Source organism: Pseudomonas baltica (assembly GCF_031880315.1).
GTDB lineage: Bacteria > Pseudomonadota > Gammaproteobacteria > Pseudomonadales > Pseudomonadaceae > Aquipseudomonas.
The window spans coordinates 4,522,501-4,541,014 of the sequence record NZ_CP134771.1; the positions used below are offsets into that span (position 1 = coordinate 4,522,501).

At 61.2% G+C, this 18,514-nt stretch carries 15 protein-coding genes and 2 rRNA genes (1 of these 17 cut by a window edge); 10 read left to right on the plus strand and 7 right to left on the minus strand.

Annotated features, from left to right (window positions below):
- The 3 genes from REH34_RS20255 to REH34_RS20265 form a co-directional block, all read left to right on the plus strand.
- Positions 1–511: ribosomal RNA gene (locus REH34_RS20255) — 23S ribosomal RNA — on the plus strand; it begins 2,382 nt to the left of the window's first position.
- A gap of 161 nt (positions 512–672) precedes the next feature.
- Positions 673–788 (plus strand): 5S ribosomal RNA (gene rrf, locus REH34_RS20260).
- A 273-nt stretch (positions 789–1,061) separates the two neighbouring features.
- A complete protein-coding gene (locus REH34_RS20265; RefSeq protein ID WP_311968964.1) occupies positions 1,062–1,670 on the plus strand; it encodes a hypothetical protein in 609 nt (202 codons plus the stop codon).
- A 241-nt stretch (positions 1,671–1,911) separates the two neighbouring features.
- Here REH34_RS20265 and mksF read toward each other — a convergent pair whose 3' ends face one another.
- The 3 genes from mksF to mksB are packed head-to-tail and all read right to left on the minus strand — an operon-like array spanning position 1,912 to position 6,741.
- Entirely contained in the window at positions 1,912–4,737 is a 2,826-nt protein-coding gene (mksF, locus tag REH34_RS20270) for an Mks condensin complex protein MksF (RefSeq protein WP_311968965.1), read from the minus strand.
- A complete protein-coding gene (mksE, locus tag REH34_RS20275) occupies positions 4,734–5,447 on the minus strand; it encodes an Mks condensin complex protein MksE (RefSeq protein WP_226506713.1) in 714 nt (237 codons plus the stop codon). The genes mksF and mksE overlap by 4 nt, the downstream gene beginning before the upstream one ends.
- Positions 5,437–6,741: an Mks condensin complex protein MksB gene (gene mksB / locus REH34_RS20280; protein WP_311968966.1), complete on the minus strand. Its 1,305-nt coding sequence runs from the start codon at positions 6,739–6,741 to the stop codon at positions 5,437–5,439. Before mksB ends, mksE begins: the two co-directional genes overlap by 11 nt.
- Before the next feature lie 178 nt (positions 6,742–6,919).
- Here mksB and REH34_RS20285 point away from each other — a divergent pair, with 178 nt between their 5' ends.
- Both REH34_RS20285 and rimI read left to right on the plus strand, forming a co-directional pair.
- Positions 6,920–7,705 (plus strand): energy transducer TonB, encoded by a 786-nt coding sequence (locus REH34_RS20285; protein WP_311968967.1) that lies wholly within the window; start codon positions 6,920–6,922, stop codon positions 7,703–7,705.
- Positions 7,698–8,150, plus strand: coding sequence for a ribosomal protein S18-alanine N-acetyltransferase (rimI, locus tag REH34_RS20290; RefSeq protein ID WP_226506716.1), 453 nt, complete (start codon positions 7,698–7,700; stop codon positions 8,148–8,150). Before REH34_RS20285 ends, rimI begins: the two co-directional genes overlap by 8 nt.
- A gap of 113 nt (positions 8,151–8,263) precedes the next feature.
- Here the strand turns inward: rimI and REH34_RS20295 are convergent, their stop codons facing one another.
- Positions 8,264–8,668 carry a serine kinase/phosphatase gene (locus tag REH34_RS20295; RefSeq protein WP_226506717.1) on the minus strand — a complete coding sequence of 135 codons (405 nt, stop codon included), beginning with the start codon at positions 8,666–8,668 and terminating at the stop codon, positions 8,264–8,266.
- A 141-nt stretch (positions 8,669–8,809) separates the two neighbouring features.
- On the opposite strand from REH34_RS20295, the gene can reads away from it, so the two are divergent.
- Together can and sodC are read left to right on the plus strand one after the other, a co-directional pair.
- A complete protein-coding gene (can, locus tag REH34_RS20300) occupies positions 8,810–9,448 on the plus strand; it encodes a carbonate dehydratase (RefSeq protein ID WP_226506718.1) in 639 nt (212 codons plus the stop codon).
- Positions 9,449–9,614: 166 nt separating this feature from the next.
- On the plus strand, positions 9,615–10,136 hold the full coding sequence (gene sodC, locus REH34_RS20305) for a superoxide dismutase family protein (protein WP_226506719.1): 522 nt from the start codon (positions 9,615–9,617) through the stop codon (positions 10,134–10,136).
- A gap of 62 nt (positions 10,137–10,198) precedes the next feature.
- Here the strand turns inward: sodC and REH34_RS20310 are convergent, their stop codons facing one another.
- Complete coding sequence (locus tag REH34_RS20310) at positions 10,199–11,137, minus strand: 2-hydroxyacid dehydrogenase (protein WP_311968968.1); 939 nt, start codon at positions 11,135–11,137, stop codon at positions 10,199–10,201.
- Positions 11,138–11,300: 163 nt separating this feature from the next.
- Here REH34_RS20310 and REH34_RS20315 point away from each other — a divergent pair, with 163 nt between their 5' ends.
- Complete coding sequence (locus tag REH34_RS20315; protein WP_226506721.1) at positions 11,301–12,002, plus strand: TerC family protein; 702 nt, start codon at positions 11,301–11,303, stop codon at positions 12,000–12,002.
- Between the two features lie 198 nt (positions 12,003–12,200).
- Here the strand turns inward: REH34_RS20315 and acpA are convergent, their stop codons facing one another.
- Positions 12,201–13,910, minus strand: coding sequence for an acid phosphatase (gene acpA, locus REH34_RS20320; RefSeq protein ID WP_311968970.1), 1,710 nt, complete (start codon positions 13,908–13,910; stop codon positions 12,201–12,203).
- Between the two features lie 102 nt (positions 13,911–14,012).
- Positions 14,013–15,047 carry an AraC family transcriptional regulator gene (locus tag REH34_RS20325; protein WP_311968971.1) on the minus strand — a complete coding sequence of 345 codons (1,035 nt, stop codon included), beginning with the start codon at positions 15,045–15,047 and terminating at the stop codon, positions 14,013–14,015.
- Positions 15,048–15,274: 227 nt separating this feature from the next.
- Between REH34_RS20325 and REH34_RS20330 the strand changes: the two genes are divergently transcribed.
- Both REH34_RS20330 and aspT read left to right on the plus strand, forming a co-directional pair.
- On the plus strand, positions 15,275–16,690 hold the full coding sequence (locus REH34_RS20330) for a glutamate decarboxylase (protein ID WP_311968972.1): 1,416 nt from the start codon (positions 15,275–15,277) through the stop codon (positions 16,688–16,690).
- Positions 16,691–16,776: 86 nt separating this feature from the next.
- The gene (gene aspT, locus REH34_RS20335; RefSeq protein WP_311968973.1) at positions 16,777–18,465 is read left to right on the plus strand and encodes an aspartate-alanine antiporter; all 1,689 of its coding nucleotides are present in this window, start codon (positions 16,777–16,779) and stop codon (positions 18,463–18,465) included.
- Positions 18,466–18,514: the final 49 nt, after the last annotated feature.

Consider the following 18,514-nt stretch of genomic DNA (forward strand, 5'->3'; position numbering starts at 1 on the left):
CCGGTGGTTCTGTATGGAAGGGCCATCGCTCAACGGATAAAAGGTACTCCGGGGATAACAGGCTGATACCGCCCAAGAGTTCATATCGACGGCGGTGTTTGGCACCTCGATGTCGGCTCATCACATCCTGGGGCTGAAGCCGGTCCCAAGGGTATGGCTGTTCGCCATTTAAAGTGGTACGCGAGCTGGGTTTAGAACGTCGTGAGACAGTTCGGTCCCTATCTGCCGTGGACGTTTGAGATTTGAGAGGGGCTGCTCCTAGTACGAGAGGACCGGAGTGGACGAACCTCTGGTGTTCCGGTTGTCACGCCAGTGGCATTGCCGGGTAGCTATGTTCGGGAAAGATAACCGCTGAAAGCATCTAAGCGGGAAACTTGCCTCAAGATGAGATCTCACTGGAACCTTGAGTTCCCTAAAGGGCCGTCGAAGACTACGACGTTGATAGGTTGGGTGTGTAAGCGCTGTGAGGCGTTGAGCTAACCAATACTAATTGCCCGTGAGGCTTGACCATATAACACCCAAGCAATTTGCGACTCGAAAGAGCATCAGATTGCGGTGACTGTGGAGATGACACGAACCGAAAGTTCGTCGACTCTGAAGCGACACCCACAAATTATCACATACCCGATTCGCTGGAAGACCGCCCAAACGGTCTGCTGGCAAACAGAATTTCTTGACGACCATAGAGCATTGGAACCACCTGATCCCATCCCGAACTCAGAAGTGAAACGATGCATCGCCGATGGTAGTGTGGGGTTTCCCCATGTGAGAGTAGGTCATTGTCAAGATTAAATTCCGAAACCCCCATCTGCGAAGGCAGGTGGGGGTTTTGTCTTTGTGGTGCCTGGCAAAGTCAAAGTCAAGATCAAGAGCTTCGCGGGCAAGCCTTGCTCCCACGGTATGCACAGCACCTGCGTCATACCCCTGTTGGAGTAAGGCTTGTCCACGAAGGAGCCAGGCCAGCTAAACATCTCAATGCAGGGTGAAGCGTTTCTGGCTGTGTTGGATCTCTCATTAATATTAATCTCTCTGGCTCAAATAGAACGAACAGGGAGAGTTCAATGTTCATCGCCTACAAACCCGAATTGAGTTTCCACGGGACACTGCATTGGGAAATGCAGGATGGGAAACCCGCCGTTCATGGGCTAAGTGCTACGTATATCGAGAAAGCACCCACCGCCATAGACGATGGGTGGATATATGCCAGCGTCGGGGATACCTATTCAGGGCCAAAGCCTGTCGGCCTTGGGGTGGATATGGTGTCCGGCCGCCTGATAGGGCTGAGGTTCTGGTTCGCATGCTATTACTGCGAAGGTCACGACAGTTACCGCTACCGCTACAAGCTCACCGTGTTCGACGATCTACAGGCCGATAATCCCTTCCAGTTCTACTCGCTGGACACGAGCCGCAACGGTTATCTGGCGGTCTACAAAGACAGTGCCCCACAATTGGCCAATGCAGATGGGCCTCTCTGGGAACTGAAGGATGTGGATCCTTGGGATGATATCAAGCACGGGGCTTCCCTCTCGAACGTCACGCTTATCAGCCCCGCTGGAAAGCCTGTACGCAGGAAAATGGAAGAGCACTTCCCTTACCTGAATGATCAGGCAGGTCATGACACCCGGTTCACGATCAATGTCACAAACGATGCCGGCCTGTGTCCTTGGTGATGTCGTTTGCTGGCTGAACGCCCGGTGACGACAGCGTCTCGCTCATCTGGATGGGGGCTTGCACGCGGGGCCCGACACCTGCACCAATAGAAAACGTTATCTGGCGGATGTCTTTACGGAAATGTCCCTGTGGGGAGGCGAGAGCCCGCATAGCGGCAAGGGATCGAATCTACTTCGGTTACCACGTCCTGCCGACAGCCACCCATTGCGAGTGGCTATCGGCGTCGCTATCTCAGTGACGTCAGACCGGCTCTTCGTCTCGCACAGGCTTCCTGGTGACTTCGTCATGACGACGAATGTACTTCCAGTCCGACTCGTCGATATAGATGCCGTTCGGCCCGCTACCGCCCTCGAGATCGATCGCCACCCGCGCCGACACCTGTGGCTTCACCGATGCGAGGATAGGGACGAAGCCCAGCTGCAAGCTGGTCTCCAGCAACGCGGCCTGGTTGCGCTCATCGATATCCGCCGCTTCATCCAGGTAATACGGCAGGCGAATCTTGCCAGCCTGTTCGCGGTCCATCAGGTGCAGCAACAGATACATGTTGGTCAGCGCCTTGATGGTCATGGTCGTGCCGTTGGAGGCTGCACCGTCGATATCGGTATGAATCACCGGCTGGCCGTTGACCTTGGTGATCTCGAACGCCAGCTCGAACAGATCTTTCAGGCCCAGCTGGTTATGGTTCGCCGCCACCAGGCGGGCCAGATACTCCTTGGCCTCTTCGTTCTTGTTGTCCTGCTCGGCGCTCTGGCTCAGATCGAACACCGACAGGGTTTCGCCTTCCTCGTACTGACCGGCGCTGTGGATAATCTGATCGATATGTTTGAGCGCCTCCTTGTTCGGCGCGAGCACGATGCGGAAGCTCTGCAGGTTGGAGACCTGACGCTTGTTGATCTCGCGGTTGAACAGCGCCAGTTGATGTTCGAGGCTGTCATAGTCGCTACGGATATTGCGCAAGGTGCGTGCGATGTCGGTGACCGCCGCGCGACGCGCCTTGCCCAGCGTCAAGGCTTCTTCAGTGCGATGACCATAGGCGTTGATCAGTAATTGCAGGCGCCGCTCCATGTCGTCTTCGCTGTCGAACTTGGCGACACCCTTGAGCCGTACCTGAGCGTACAACGCCTCAATCTGACCATCGACCCGCAGCAAGCCTTGCCAGCTGTCCTGATAATCGTTGAGCAGCGGCAGCAGGTTGTCCATGGAATCGTCGACCGGATCCATGAATGGTGTGCCGAACGGCAGATCCGCCGGTAGCAGCTGACGGCGTCGCAGTGCATCGTCGAGGGTGCGCTGTTTGGCTTCCATATCAGCGATCTGCCGGCCGATCAGTTGCAGCTTCGCCGAGAGTTGCTGGACGCGCTCGGTGAATGCGTCGCTGGAGCGTTTGAGCTCATCCTGCGCTGCCTCCATCTGTGCCAGCTGTTCGAGCTTGTCGTCTTCCTCGGCGCTCAAGGTCTGCGAGCGGCGGTAGTCTTCAAGGGCCTTTTGCGCATCCAGCACTTGTTGATACAGGGCTTCGGTCTGGGTCTTGCTCGCGGCACGGTCGGCGGCCACGGCCTGCTGGGTCTTGAGCTGTTTGAGCTCCTTGTCCAAGCGCTCCTTCTGGTCGCGCAGTGCCGCGCGGTCGGCCAGCGCCTGCAGGGCCGGAGGCTCGATGTGCGACAGGTCGATGGAGATCCCCGGCACCTCGAAGCGCTCACCCTTGAAGCCATCGAGGATGGCCTCCAGCGATTTGACCCAGGCGTCGTTGTCGTCCAGCGCAATCCCTTGCTCGCCCAACGGCAAGCTGAACAGCGCGCTGTTGAACAGGCGCATCAGGCGCTCGACATCCGGCTGCGAGAACTCTTCGCGCAGGCGCGCATAGCTGTTGTTGTCGGCATGATCGAGCTGCTGCTTCACCGACTTCAGGCGTTTCTCCAGATCACGCAGACGCTCTTCGAGGTCTTCGGCGCTGAACTGGCGAGACTGCGCCAAGGCGCCGGCGAGTTCGTCGTGGGCGTCCTTGGCGGCGAGCAATTGCTGCTCCAGCACTTTCACGTCGGTGACCAAGGCGAAGCGATGCTTGAGCACCGACAGTTCGCCCAGCCAGCGTTGCACGCCAGTGATTTCGCGTTCGAGGCGCATCAGCTCCTGAGTGCCGCTGCGTTGATCGTTTTGCAGCGAATCCTGCTCGCTGCGGTAATGCTCGGCCTGGATGACCAGCTCCTCCTTGCGCACGCCGGCGTAGTCCTGCCAGGTGCCGAGGAGGTTGTCGAGCAGCGGCGACAAGCGATGCAGCTTACCGCGCAACAGATCGCGCTGATTCACGCCATTGGCCAACGCCTCGACCAGCGGGCCGGCCGCGACCAGGGAGTTGTAGTCTTGCTCCATGCGGCGCACATCGCGGAAGGCTTCTTCGCAGGCCGCGATGTAATCGACGCTGCCCGAGCGCAGGCTGTGCTCGAAGGCATCGAGGAACAGCTGCTTGAGCTTGGCGGCAGTGATCTCGCGCATGTGCAGCAGGTTGATGAACAGCGCGCGGAAGGTCTTCAGACTCTGCTCGCTGGTGGAGCGCAGCGGGATCAGGGTCAAGTCCAGCGGAATCGACGTATGCCCGCCGACCAGCAGCCGGCGCAGTTCATCGGGCTTGAGCTCATAGGCCTTGAGGCCCTGCTGCTCGAGATTGGTGAACAGCTCTTTCTGCCGCAGGCAGGTGTCGTTCTTCTGGTAGTGGGCCAGATCGAGCTCGCCGGCATAGGCGAAGAACTGGTGACCGAAGCCGCCGCCGGGGCCACGCCCGACCACGCCGATCACATGCGGGCCGTGGGGCAGCGAGACCTCGCAGAGGATGTAGCTGGTATCGGTGGCGAAATAAAAGCGTCGCGATTGTTCGAGGCTGTATTTGCCGAAACTCATGTCCGACATGCGCGCCAGGATCGGAAACTGCAGCGCATTGATCGAGGCACTCTTGCCCAGGTTGTTGGCACCGTAGACCGACAGCGGGTGTTCCAGCGGGAACAGGCCGAGGCTGTAGCCGGCGGTGTTGAGCAGTGCGAAGCGGCGAATGCCGTAGCGTTCCTGGCTCATGCGTCCATCTCCTTTTGCTCTTGAGCAATGGCACGGGCGAGTGCCGCTTCCTCGGATTCTTCTTCATCTTCGACGAAGGGGGCGAGGTCCAGTGGATCGTCGGTCTGCAGCAGCTTCTCGTCGCTGTCTTCGTCGATCAGCACCGGCGTCGGCAAGGGCAGATGACTGTGCAGGCTGGCCGCCAGATCGCGGTCTTGCTGCACCGACAGGCAGACGTCGAGGAAGCGATGCATCGGCGGCAGGAAGCGGTAGATACCGTTGTCTTCACTGGCGAAGCCGAGCTGTGTCATGCGGCGCATGATCTTTTCTTCAAGCTCGTCCTGGGTTTGCACCTCGGCCTGGATGAACAGGTCGCGGTACTTGTCCAGCAAGGACGGCAGTTCGTCGCGGCCAAGGCTGCCACCATCGAGCACGGCGATCGGATCGCGGCCCTGATCGGCCAGGTGCTCGACGAGGATGAAGGTAAACAGCGACAGGCGCTGGGCGGTCTTGTTGACCTGCGCTGCGGCCTGATCGGGGACAAAGTAATAGAAGCCGCGGGTGTCGCATACCAGTTCGAAACCCAGCGCCTTGAACAGAGCGCGGTAAGCGTCCTGGTGGTTGGACAGTTGGGTATACAGCTCCGGGTCGCGGCGGCTGATGTGGAAGCCTTTGAACAGCTCGCGAAAAATCGGCGCCAGCTGGGACAGTTCAGACAGATCAAGATGCATGTGGGGTACTCGCAGAGGGTTGCTCTGAGGGTTCGGATACGGTGCCAGGTGTCGCATCGGCACTGTTCAGCAAAGCGAAGGATTGCAGGCTGACCCGATGCTCGCGGGTCGAGTAGTCCTGGCGCTCGAGGCGCTGACGGGAAAAGCGCTTGTCACGCGACAGACGCGAGAACCAGTAGAGCAATTCGTCGGTGGCGCCGGTGGGCTCCTGCTCCAGCAGCCAGACCATCAGGTCGGGCAAGGGCAGGGCGTCTTCGCAGCGATCGAGCATCTCCTTGACCGTGCGCGGTGCCCGCGGTGGCTCGCCGCTTTTGGGCACCTTGTGCGCCCGGGGAAATTGCGCCGGCTTGGGCTCGAAGCGGGCCAACGCGTACACATAGGCCTCGACCTGACTGGCACTGCCCAGAAAGGTGCTTTGCGGGCGAGTGAACATCGGCATGGCGGCCTGGGGTACGGCGTCGATGCCTTTACGGCGGATCGCGGCCAACGCCAGCGCGGCGCCACGAGTCACGGCATTGTGCCGGCGAGCTTCCTCGCGCAACGGCAGGAGCAGCTCGCGCGCGTGGCGCAGGGTCAACTGGGCGCTGGTCTGCATTTCGAGAATGCGCGCGTGGGTACGCAGGAGCATGTCGTCGTCGACCAGATGGCCGAGGCGTTGTTGCTCGCCGAGCAGGCGCAGCAGGACGTTCTCGACCTTGCGCACGCCTTGCTCGAAGGCGCCATCAGCGTTGACCAGATTGATCATCGGCTCGACATATTCGTCCCAGGTCGCCAGTACTTCGGCGTAGCGCTGGCGCAGGGGGATCTGGCGGTCGCTGGTCTTGGCGCGTTCGGCCACCGATACCAGTGCCTGTTCGTCGTTGGCGAGTTTTTTCAGGACGTCGCGCACGCGCATGTCGAGCAGCCGCAGCTGGCGGGCCAGGTCGTTGCCGTCGCGGATATCGAAGGCTTGCTGGATATGCTCGGCCAGGCGCTCGAGGTGGCGCAGGTAGGCTTCGATTTCGAGGCACAGCCCCAGCCGGTGCTCGCGGCGCAGGTAGGCGAGAAAGTCATGGATCTGGGCATTCAGTTCGAAGCGATTGGGGCTCTTGGCCACCGGCACCAGAATATCCAGGCGGATCCATACGTCCAGCAGGGCGGTAATGTCCTGCGCGGTGCTGTCGATTTGCTGGGCGCCGAGCTGCTGGCGAAGTTCGCTCAGGCTCAGGGTGCCTTGGTCGAAGTGTTCGCACAGCGGCTCGAGCAAGGCCCAGTGTTCGGCGAGGGCGCGCAGGACGCGCTTGGGTTCGATCATGGGATGGCCGACTCGTTGCCAGATAAAAAGGGGGGGATTGTACTGCATCGAGAGGACCGCGTTTGAGCCCCTGATCGAGCAACATGGGCATATGTCGGGTTTTTCTCGCTCGACTGCGGCGGTGATCAGCGAACAGCGGTAGAATTGCCGCCTTTAACCCTTCACTGATGGTCGGCCCTTGCTAAACGAGTCCCGTCGCCGCGCTTATCTGGACGCCATGCAGGTGGTGCACTGGCTGCCGCGCACCGAATTGCCGTTCGCCGCGCCCTCCAGGCTGGAGCTGCTCGAGGTGCCGGCTGCGCTCATCGAGGCGCCCGTGGCGGTAATCGCCAGGCCAGTGGCCGCACCTGTCGCCGAACAGCCCCGAGTCGTCGAACGGCCGAAAATCGAGGTGCCACGACCCTCGCCGACTCCGCGCCCAGGCAGCAAGCCCTTGGACGAGCCGGCTGAGGCCCCCGTGGTGGCCAAGCCCATCGCCGTGCCGCCACCGCGCTTTGCCCTGCAGTTGCTGCGTTCCGGCCCTTGCCTGTTGCTGGTCGAACTGCCCACTGGCGAGCCGTTGCAGAGCCGCGATCCGGCCTATCTGCTGCTCAAGGACATGCTCCGCGCGGCCGGTCTGTCAGACAGCCCGCAGATTCTCGGCGAGCCAGTGCGCTGGCCGTTGCTGGCCAGAGGCAACCTCGATCAGGGCCCGGATGCCGCGCGGGATTTCGTGCAAGGGGTGGTCGCCATGCAGATGGAGCAGCAGCCGTGTGTATGCCTGTGGCTGATCGGCCTGCCAGCGGTACGGTTTGCTGGCGAGGCCAATGCCGAAAGTTATGATCGCGAGCTGCAGGTTGAAGGCCTCGGCGTCGCCTGGGCCCTGCCGGGTCTCGAATTATTGATGGAAGAGCCCGCGCGCAAGGCTGGCGTCTGGCAAGCCATGCGCCGGCTGATGGTGCGCTGGAAGAACCGTGATGAGTGATGCCGTGAGTTTTCGCCGGATGACCGAGGCGGATATGGATGCTGTACTGAAGATCGAATTTGCCGCCTACAGTCACCCCTGGACCCGCGGCATCTTCACCGATGGGCTCAAGTCCTACGAGATCTGGCTGATGTTCGAGGGCGCGCAGCAAGTGGGGCATGGCGTCATCAATGTGATCATCGATGAGGCCCACCTGCTCAATATCACCGTCAAGCCTGAAAGTCAGGGGCGTGGTCTGGGCTTGCGCCTGCTCGAGCACTTGATGGCCCGGGCCTATGAAACCAATGGCCGAGAGTGCTTTCTGGAAGTGCGCTCCAGCAATCAGTCGGCCTATCGCCTGTACGAGCGCTTTGGCTTCAACGAGATCGGTCGCCGGCGCGATTACTATCCTGCGGTAGGCGGCCGCGAGGACGCCTTGGTCATGGCCTGCACGCTGTTCGAATAACCCTTTGGCGGGGTTGTGGGAGCGGGCTTGTGCGTCCGGCGCCGAAGCGGTTTAAACGGTGCTTGGCTGGCCTCTTCGCGAGCAGAGCTCGCTCCCACATAAAGCTTCGCGACTCAGCGATTGCCGTCCACTGGATCGCGCTCCGCCAGCTCTGCTTCATCCAGGCCGTTGCCGCCACCGATCTCGTCTTCGTCGACGATACTAAGGTCCTCGTCGTCCGGACCGCCCACGCCGATCTCGTTGGGCGAACGCGCGCCGTCCTCGTGGATCAGGGTCTCGGGGCTCATGTCATCATCGGTCGGCTCGTGGTCGTCTGTAGACGCCCCGGTCAAGCCAGCATCCCGCTCACGCGACAACGGCAGCTCCTGGCGCAGCTCACGTTCCGCAATGGTGTCACCGATCTTGCCGGTGGGTTCGTCCGCGTTGAAATCCAGCTCCTCCATGGAGCCCATGCGGTCTTCGTTGTCATCAATAGGTTCCGGCTGTGTAGCGCCGAAAGGGCGTTGTGATTCAGTCATGGTATTTCCTCCAGTTCGGGGCCTTAATAAGGTTGACCCAAGGGCGCGGTGAGGATTCAAAATCATTCACCGATGACATTTGGCGTGACCTCGTGGCACTGGGCCGAGTCAAAGGCTGTGCACCGTACTTGAGGCTTGAACATGAACGATCTACAAGAACTGATTGATAACAACGCGCGCTGGGCCGAGGCGATCAAGCAGGAAGATCCCGAATTCTTCGCCAAACTGGCACGTCAGCAAACCCCCGAGTACCTGTGGATCGGCTGCAGCGACGCGCGCGTGCCGGCCAACGAAATCGTCGGCATGCTGCCCGGCGATCTGTTCGTGCACCGCAATGTCGCCAACGTCGTGCTGCACACCGACCTCAACTGCCTGTCGGTCATCCAGTACGCGGTCGACGTGCTCAAGGTCAAACACATCCTGGTCACCGGCCACTACGGCTGCGGCGGTGTGCGCGCGTCCATGCAGGATCGCCAGTTGGGCCTGATCGACGGCTGGCTGCGCTCGATCCGCGATCTGTACTACGAAAAACGCAACGAGCTGGCACAGCTGGCGACTGAAGAAGAGCAGGTCGACCGCCTGTGCGAGTTGAACGTCATCCAGCAGGTCGCCAACGTCGGTCACACCAGCATCGTCCAGAATGCCTGGCATCGTGGTCAGAGCCTGTCGATCCATGGTTGCATCTACGGCATCAAGGACGGCCGCTGGAAGAGCCTGAACGCTACCATCAGCGGCTTCGAGCAGTTGCCGCCGCAGTATCGTCTGCGGGCGCTGGACTGATCGCTCGTAAGACAGCTCGGCAAAATCGCTCCGTAAAAAAGTCTTGTAACAGTCTGAAGGGTTATTTCATTCAACTATGCAAGCCTTCATGCGTTGATAGACAGGGTAGCCATGCACGTGCATTGAGCTACCCTTTCTTTTCGAACAATACGTACATGGAGGCAGGATGAAACCCTATGGCTGGTTAGCGCTCATGGCAGCGCTGTCGATTGGCAGCGTCCAAGCGGCAAGCAAGGAAGTCGAGATCAATCTGGTCAGCGCCGAGGGTGCGCCGCAGCCGATTGGCCTGGTGAAGATCGAGGAAACCCAGTACGGCCTGTTGTTCACGCCGCAGCTCAAGTCTCTGCCGCCTGGCATCCATGGTTTTCACGTGCACCAGAACGGCAGCTGCGCTTCGGCTACCACCGACGGCAAAGTCGTGGCGGCAGGGGCAGCGGGCGGGCACTTCGATCCGGACAAGACCGGCAAGCACTTGGGCCCTTACGGTGCGGGCCACTTGGGCGACTTGCCGGCGATCTACGTCAATGCTGATGGCACGGCCAGCTATCCGGTATTGGCGCCGCGCCTGAAGACACTCTCTGAAGTGACCGGCCATGCCCTGATGGTGCACGCCGGTGGTGATAACCACGCCGATATGCCGGCGCCACTGGGTGGTGGCGGTGCGCGCATGGCCTGTGGGGTGATTTGAGGCTTTGAAACAAGGCATATGGCCTGCGAATGGGTCATATGCCGCGCCACAAATCTGCCGCCTCACGCACCGACAGGCGTCAGCACCGGCAACCCGGCAAAGTACGCCCGCAGATTCTCGATCACCATGACCACTGTTGCCTCCACCGCATCGGGCGACAGCCCGGCCACGTGCGGGGTGAGCACCACATTGTCCAGCGTCTTGAACGCATCCGGAACGCGCGGTTCATCATCGAACACGTCGAGGCCGGCACCGGCGATCTGCCCGCTCTGCAAGGCCTGCAATAATGCTGCGGTATCAATCACGCTGGCCCGCGCGATGTTGACGATAAAGCCGTCGCGGCCCAGGGCTTGCAGCTCGGCACTGCCGACCAGATGCTCGGTGCCACTGCCACCGGGGGTGGCGACCACGAGAAAATCACAGTGCGTCGCGAGCTCCAGCACCGTGGCGCAGTACTGATAGCCAACATCCAGACGCGGGCGTCGATTGTGGTAGCTGACCTGCATGTCGAAACCCAAAGCGCAGCGCTTGGCGATGGCCATACCCACCGCCCCCAGACCCAACACGCCCAGGCGTTTACCCGCGAGGGACGGCCGCATTTCTCGGGTCCAGCCACTGCGGCGTACCAGCGCATCGAGCTGCGGCACGTTGCGTACGCTGGCCAGCAGCAACGCCAGGGCATGGTCAGCCACCGACGAAGCATTCACGCCGGCACCGTTGGTCACGACAATGCCGCGACGCTGTGCTGCCGCCAGATCGACCTGCTCGTAGCCGGCGCCAATCACGGTGATGATTTCCAGCTTGTGCAGGGCGTCGATCTCGTCGGCGCGCAACCCCAGGGGCCCGCGGGTCAGCACCGCAGTGATCTGCTCGGCATGTTCACGCACCGCGTCGGCGCGGGTTTGCGGGGTCGGCGCGACGATCAGGCGAAAACCGGCGGCCTCCAGCAGAGGCAGATAGTCGCCGATGGTCTCAACCAGCACCAGAACCGTTGCACTCATATCACCGCTCTCTTGTATGAAAAACGCTGATCATAGCAACTTAACCATTGGGCAGGATTGCTTCCACCGGCGCAATATCGAGTGGCGTAATCCGGTAACCTTGTCGGTCGTATTCAATCTGCACCTTGCAGCGATCCATAGACCGTCAGTAAAAGGCAATCACATGACATGGCTTACCGACCCGGGCATCTGGACAGCCCTCCTACAGATCCTCGCGATCGACATTCTGCTGGGTGGTGACAACGCCGTGGTGATCGCCATGGCCTGCCGCAAGCTGCCCCTTCATCAACGTCGCAAGGCGATCTGGGGCGGTATGGCGGGCGCCATCGTGTTGCGCGTGGTGCTGCTGTTTTTCGCGATGGAATTGCTGGCGCTACCGTACTTGAAGGTAGTCGGCGCGCTGATGCTGCTGTGGGTAGGGATCAAGTTGCTGTCGTCCCATGATGACGATCCCGAGATCGACGGCGGCGTGCGGCTGATCACCGCGATCAAGACCATTATCGTCGCCGATGCGGTGATGTCGCTGGACAACGTGTTGGCCGTGGCAGGCGCGGGGCAAGGTAATATCTGGCTGGTTTCGGCCGGGGTGCTGATCAGTATTCCGCTGATCGTGCTGGGCAGCCGCCTGGTGCTGACGCTGATGGAGCGCTTCCCGTCGGTGATCCAGTTCGGTGGCGGACTGATCGGCTGGATCGCTGGCGGCATGCTGGTGGCAGACACCGCCGTGGCGCCCTGGTTGCCGTGGCCGGCCGTGTGGGTGCATTACATCGCGAGCGTGCTGGGTGCTGCGCTGGTGCTGGCGGTGGGTGCCTGGCTGAGCAAGCGCCATGCGGCCAGGCAAGAGGCCGAGCCAGGCACGTTGTAAGCGCCAAGAGCGGGCTTTTGCCTCAGGCTGCGAACCTGACGGTGCTCCCGCACCGCACCATTGTGGGAGCAAGGCTTGCCTGCGAAGGGGCCGGTACTGGTTGCCCAAAACCATGGAATCCCCCACAGTCGGCAGACACGCCGCGCGCCTGTGGGAGCGAGCTCTGCCCGCGCAGCGTTCAGCGCCCGCTCGCTGCCGTTACGCCTGGCCCTTGAAGCGCAACGCGTTGGTCAGGTCGCCCATCGGCGCCTGGCCGCGGGCGATCATGGCCTCGTCCCGCTGCTTGAGGCCATCGAGTTTCTCCAGGCGGAACACCCGGGTAATCAAACGCAGAATCGACGCCGTGTCGTACACGGTGTGATCCACCGTGCCCTTGCGCGCGAAGGGCGATACCACCACGGCCGGAATCCGCGTGCCCGGGCCCCAGCGGTCGCCCTTGGGCGGCGCCACATGGTCATGCCAGCCGCCGTTCTCGTCCACGGTGATCACCACCACCATGTTCGACCATTGCGGGCTGGCCTGCAGGGTCCGCACGATGTGGTTGATATGGCGGTCGCCCGAGGTGATGTCGGCATACCCTGCATGCATGTTGAGGTTGCCCTGGGGCTTGTAGAACGTCACCGCAGGCAGCTTGCCGGCAGCGGCGTCGGCGAGGAAGCGGTTGGTGCTCTGGTCATCGCCCAGGCCGCCATCGCGCAGGCGCCGGGCGCGCTCTTCAGCGTGTTGCGGGCCGAGTTTCTCGAAGTAGTTGAACGGCTGGTGGTGGTACTGGAAGTTAGGAATCTTGGGGATGCCGTCCGAATCCTTGAACTGGTCCAGGGTGACCTGCCAGGCGCCGGCGTACCAGGCCCAGTCGATGTGTTTTTTGTTCAGCTTGTCGCCGATGTGCTCGTGGGTCTGGGGCACCATGACGTTTGCCTGGCCCGGCTTGGCCTGTTCAGGATGCTCCGCATCGCGGACCTGAGTCGGCCAGTACGGCGGGCTCATGGTATTGACGCCGTAGCCATCCGGGGTCAGGGCGCTAGGGCCGAAGAGTGGGGCGCCTTCCAGCGCGCTGGCGGGCGATTTGTCCGTGGGCTTGAGGCGCGGGTCGGCCGGATCGTCGCTCATCAAGGTGGCGATCTGGCTTTTGGCCGGGGAGTTCTTCACGTCGGGGTAGAACGGCGGCCGCGCGGCGATCAGGTACTGATGGTTGAGGAACGAGCCACCGAAGGCGCCCTGGAAGAAGTTGTCGCACAGCACGAACTCCTGCGCCAGGTTCCACAGGTAGAGGGCATACGCACTCTGGGAGTAGTAGCCCATGGTCAGGCCGCCGGAATCGGCCCAGGCGGCGAACATGTCGTTCTTGCCACCGTTGATCTGCATCTGGTTCTGGTAGAACACATGCCAGAGGTCGCGGGTCACCAGGCTCATCGGCAAGGGCTCACCGTTCGGCCCCTTGAGCGCGTAGGGCACGTTGGGCAGGTTTTCCTGATACTGGATGCCGGCGGCGTAAGTGATGCCTTCGATGGTCTGCGGGCCCAATTGCAGCACACCGCCCCAGCTCGGTGGCAGATGGGGCAGGGCGCTGCCGTCGCGGTCCTTCTGCTGCAGGTGATCGGGCCTGGCCTGGGCGAGCGGTTGCTGCAGGCCGGGGAAATCGGCGAAGAGGTTGTTGAAACTGCGGTTCTCGGCGTAAATCACCACCACCGTCTTGACGTGCTCTTGCAGCGCCTTGTCCAGTTCGGTAGCGCTCAGAGCATGGCCTGGGCCATCCGGGTGGGCCTTGTCGGCCGCCTGGGCGGTAGCGCTGAGGGCGGCGCCTGCGCCGAGCACGGCCACGCCACCGAGGAAGCGACGGCGGCTGCTGTCGGGCAGGGCATCGGTGGCGTTGGAGTTGTCTTTGTTGTCGTCTTGATCGTTGCTCATTGGCGGGCGTCCCGGCTGAGGTAACAAAAAATGTTTCGCCGGGACGCTAACAATGGAATGTGACAATCAGGCGACAATGCTGCCGTTGACTGGAGAAACTCACTACCGCCCCCCCAGGACAGCCTTCTGCTGCAGAGCCTTGCTCTTCAACAGCAGCCGGTACTGGCCTGGCGTCATGCCAAACCATTGATGGCATGCGCGATAAAAACTGCTCAGCTCGCGAAAGCCAACGTGGTACGCGGCTTCCTGCAATGTGCACTGGCTATTGCCCAAATGGAATTCTGTCTGGCTGCGGCGTGTTTCATTGACCAGATCTTTATAAGGTTGGCCGTCCTTGTGCAGTAGTCGTTGCAACGTGCGTTTGCTCACGCACAGTTTTTTCGCCAGGTCTTCGAGGCTTGGAATTCCCTCGCTCAACGACTCGAGAATCATTTTTCTCACCTCCCCCGGTATGGAGAAGTGGCGGCGGGTAGACAAGTGCATCTCGGCGACCATTTCATGCAACGGGGCCAATTGCTTGTTTGCCGAGGCCAGCGGCCTTTCGAGGTCGGCGTTGTCCAGCAAGATGGAATAGCACGGCGCGCCGAATTGCACCGGGCAATGGAAGGTCTGCTCGTATACCGAGACGTCGGCCGGGATCGAATGCATGACGCCGACCCCGCGAATGGAAAGCGCCGGGGTCGTGAGCATTCGGCAAAGTCCCACCATCAAGGCGATGGCGGCATCGCCATATTGGCGTGGCACCTTGTGCGAGTCCAGAAAATGGCAGGCGAGACGGTGTTGCCCACCCTGGGCCTGTAGCGAGATGGCGATGGAGGTATCGAGCAGGGTGACGAAGTGAACCATGTGCTGCAGCGCGACATGTAACGTGGCGCTGGACATCATCACATAACCCACCACATCGAAGATGCCCGGGCCAGCTGGCGACGTGGCGCGTAGCCCGATGTCAGGGTCGTTGGACAACTGCGCCGCCAACGTATACAGGCGATAGAGCTTGACCCGGGCAATCCACGACTCGTCGAAGTCCAAGGCGTGCACGTCGAGGTCCACGGCCAGGCAAAAGGCGTCGATATCCAACCCTGTCGATCTCAGGGCGTCGATCATGAAGTGCGCTAAAGAGGGGATTACCTCTGGCATGTACATTCCTTGTCAGTCACCGCGAATCCTGGCGCGGGGGCCGCATTATCGGGGCCCCCAAGCCGTTTCGTCAAAGTGGTGACCAACGGCTGGCGTCGGATGCCAAGGCTATGGCGCCTTATGCGATTGTCCGTCGGCGTCGGGTCGGTCAGATTGAATACCGAGCCGAGCGCAGGCACGCCTGTTGTTTGTTCGCTCGACTCCGTTCTCGATCACGGAGTTATGTCATGGCTTTGCATCAAACCGTTGAAACGCGCGATCCCTCGCTTGAAGACGTTTATTCAAGCGGCGCCTCGGAGCGGCGCTTGCCCAAATATCGCCTGCCCGATCACTCCTCTGCACCGTCGACCGCTTATAACCTGGTGCGCGACGAATTGTTGCTGGATGGCAACTCTCGGCAAAATCTGGCGACCTTCTGCACGACCTGGGTCGAACCGCAGGTCCAGCAGCTGATGGCCGATGCCCTCGACAAGAACATGATCGACAAGGATGAATACCCGCAGACGGCCGAGATCGAAAACCGCTGCGTACACATCATTGCCGACCTATGGCACGCGCCCAAATCATGGCAAACCGTGGGTTGTTCTACCACAGGATCCAGTGAAGCTGCGATGCTGGGTGGGCTGGCCCTTAAATGGAGCTGGAAGAAGCGTCGCGAAGCCGCCGGCCTGCCAGCGGATAAACCGAATTTCGTGTGTGGCCCGGTACAGATCTGCTGGAAGAAATTCGCCCGTTACTTCGACGTCGAAATACGCGAGGTACCCCTGCGCGAAGGCGCCCTGGGCCTGCGGCCCGAAGACTTGCGCCACTACTGCGATGAAAACACCATCGGCGTAGTCGCTACCCTCGGTGTGACCTTTACCGGCATCTATGAACCCGTGGCAGCGTTGGCGAACGAACTCGACAGTCTGCAGCGTGAGCTGGGGCTGGACATCCCCATCCATGTCGACGCTGCGAGTGGCGGTTTTATCGCGCCGTTCATTCAGCAGCAACTCAGCTGGGATTTCAGCATCGAGCGGGTCAAATCGATCAATGCGTCAGGCCACAAGTATGGGCTGGCCCCGCTGGGCGTGGGTTGGATCATCTGGCGGGCCAAGGCTGACCTGCCTGAAGAGCTGATCTTCTACGTGGACTATCTGGGCGGCAATATGGCCACGTTCGCCTTGAACTTCAGCCGACCCGGCGGCGAAATCATCGCCCAGTACTACAACTTCCTCAGGCTGGGACGCGAAGGCTATACGCGTATTCAGCAGGCTTGTTCGGATACGGCCCAGTGGCTGGCGTCCGAGATCGCGAAAATGGCCCCGCTCGAGCTGGTATACGACGGTCATGGCGGTTTGCCAGCGGTGTGCTACAAGCTCAAGGACGGCATCGAGCATGGCTTCACGCTCTATGACCTGTCCGAGCGTGTGCGTATGCGTGGCTGGCAGATCGCATCCTACCCGTTGCCGTCCGACCGCCAGGATGTCGTGGTGCAACGCGTACTGGTGCGCCACGGTGTCAGCCGAGACCTGATCGGCCTGCTGCTCGATGACCTGCACAAAGCCATCGCCTACCTGCAGAAAAACCCCGTGCGGCACTCCGAGGCGGGTCCCTCCTTCAGCCATGGCGCAGCGGTATCCGCAGACACCGCCAGCCAATAACCCTTCATCGAGCATGGCTGCAAGGCGCCGACACGCAGCGTCACGGCGGCCATGCCATGCATTGCACTCAGCGTAAGGAAAGCACCGTGAACTGGCTCCAAAGCACTCTGCGCGCCTATCCGGAGATGGCGATCTTTTTGTCTCTCGGTCTGGGATTCTGGTTTGGCGGCAAGACCTTCAGAGGGTTCAGCCTCGGAGCGGTCACCTCGACCCTGATCGCTTCGCTGTTGATCGGCCAGGCGGGTATCGTCATCTCGACGAACGTCAAAAGCACCTTTTTCCTGATGTTTCTTTTTGCGGTCGGCTACGGCGTAGGACCGCAGTTCGTGCGCGGCATCGCCAAGGACGGTCTGCCACAGGCCTTGTTCGCCGTGGTCATGTGCGTGCTGTGCCTGGCAGCGCCGGTGCTGGCCACCTGGGTCGCCGGCTATGGGCTTGGCTCCACGGCCGGGATGTTCGCCGGTTCGCAGACGATCTCGGCCTCGATGGGCCTGGCCACCGACGCGATCAACCGCTTGGGCCTGGACGCCGAGCAAGCGCGCCAGCAACTCGACGCGATGCCGGTGGCCTATGCCGTCACCTATATCTTCGGCACGGTCGGTTCGGCGCTGATCCTTGCGTTGCTGGGCCCCAAGTTGCTGCGTATCGACCTGGTCAAGGCCTGCAAGGATTACGAAGTCAGCATGGGCGGCCATCAGGATATCGCCAGCGAAGGCACGGCGTGGCATCGCTACGTGCTGCGGGCCTACAAGGTGCCGGAGCACAGCGAATTCGTCGGATTGACCCTTGGCCAGGCCGAGTCTCGCTCGCAGGGCAAGCGGGTATTCATCGAACGACTGCGACGCGGTGGCACGATCGAGCCCCTGAGGTCCAGTACCATCTTGATCGCCGGAGATATCCTCGCAGTGGGCGGCCAGAACGCAGACATCCTGGCGCTGCTGGGACATTCCGAGGCCGAGGTCGATGACCCTGAATTGCTCGCCGTGCCGGCCGAAGGGGTGGATGTCTTCGTCACCAACAAGCGCTATGACGGCCAGACGCTTGAACAGCTGTCCCGATTGCCGGCAGCCCATGGCGTGTTCATTCGCCAGATCAAGCGCGGCGCGATCGCCACCGACTTGCCCGTGCTGCCCAAGACCGTCATTCACCGCGGTGACATCATCACCCTGGCCGGGCTGACCGCAGATACCACCGCCGCTGCCAAGGAGCTAGGGCAGCCGGACCGCAAGAGCAACATGGCCGACGTGGCGTTCATCGGCATGGCGATTTTCATCGGTGCTCTGATCGGCGCGGCGGTGTTCACCGTGCATGGCGTGCCGATCACGCTCTCCACCGCAGGCGGCGCGTTGATCGCCGGATTGGTGTTCGGCTGGTTGCGCTCGATTCATCCGACCTTCGGCAGGATTCCGGAGCCCACCGTATGGTTCATGAACTCGGTCGGCTTGAACGTCTTTATCGCTGTGGTCGGCATCAATGCGGCGCCTGGATTTGTGCACGGCTTGCAGACCCTCGGCGTGAGCCTGTTCCTGTGGGGCATATTCGCCACCTCGCTGCCGTTGATCCTCGGCATGTTCATCGCGCGGTATGTGTTTCGCTTCCATCCCGCCCTGGTGCTGGGCTGCTGCGCCGGCGCGCGGACCACCACGGCGGCGCTTGGCATGATTTGCGAGACAGCCAAAAGCAACGTCCCGGCCCTGGGGTACACCGTGACTTACGCAGTAGGCAATACGCTACTGACCATCTGGGGGATGGTGTTGATCGTCATTCTCGCCTGATCACTTTTCATGCCGGCCCTGCGGCCCATGCCCCCACATTACTGGAGCC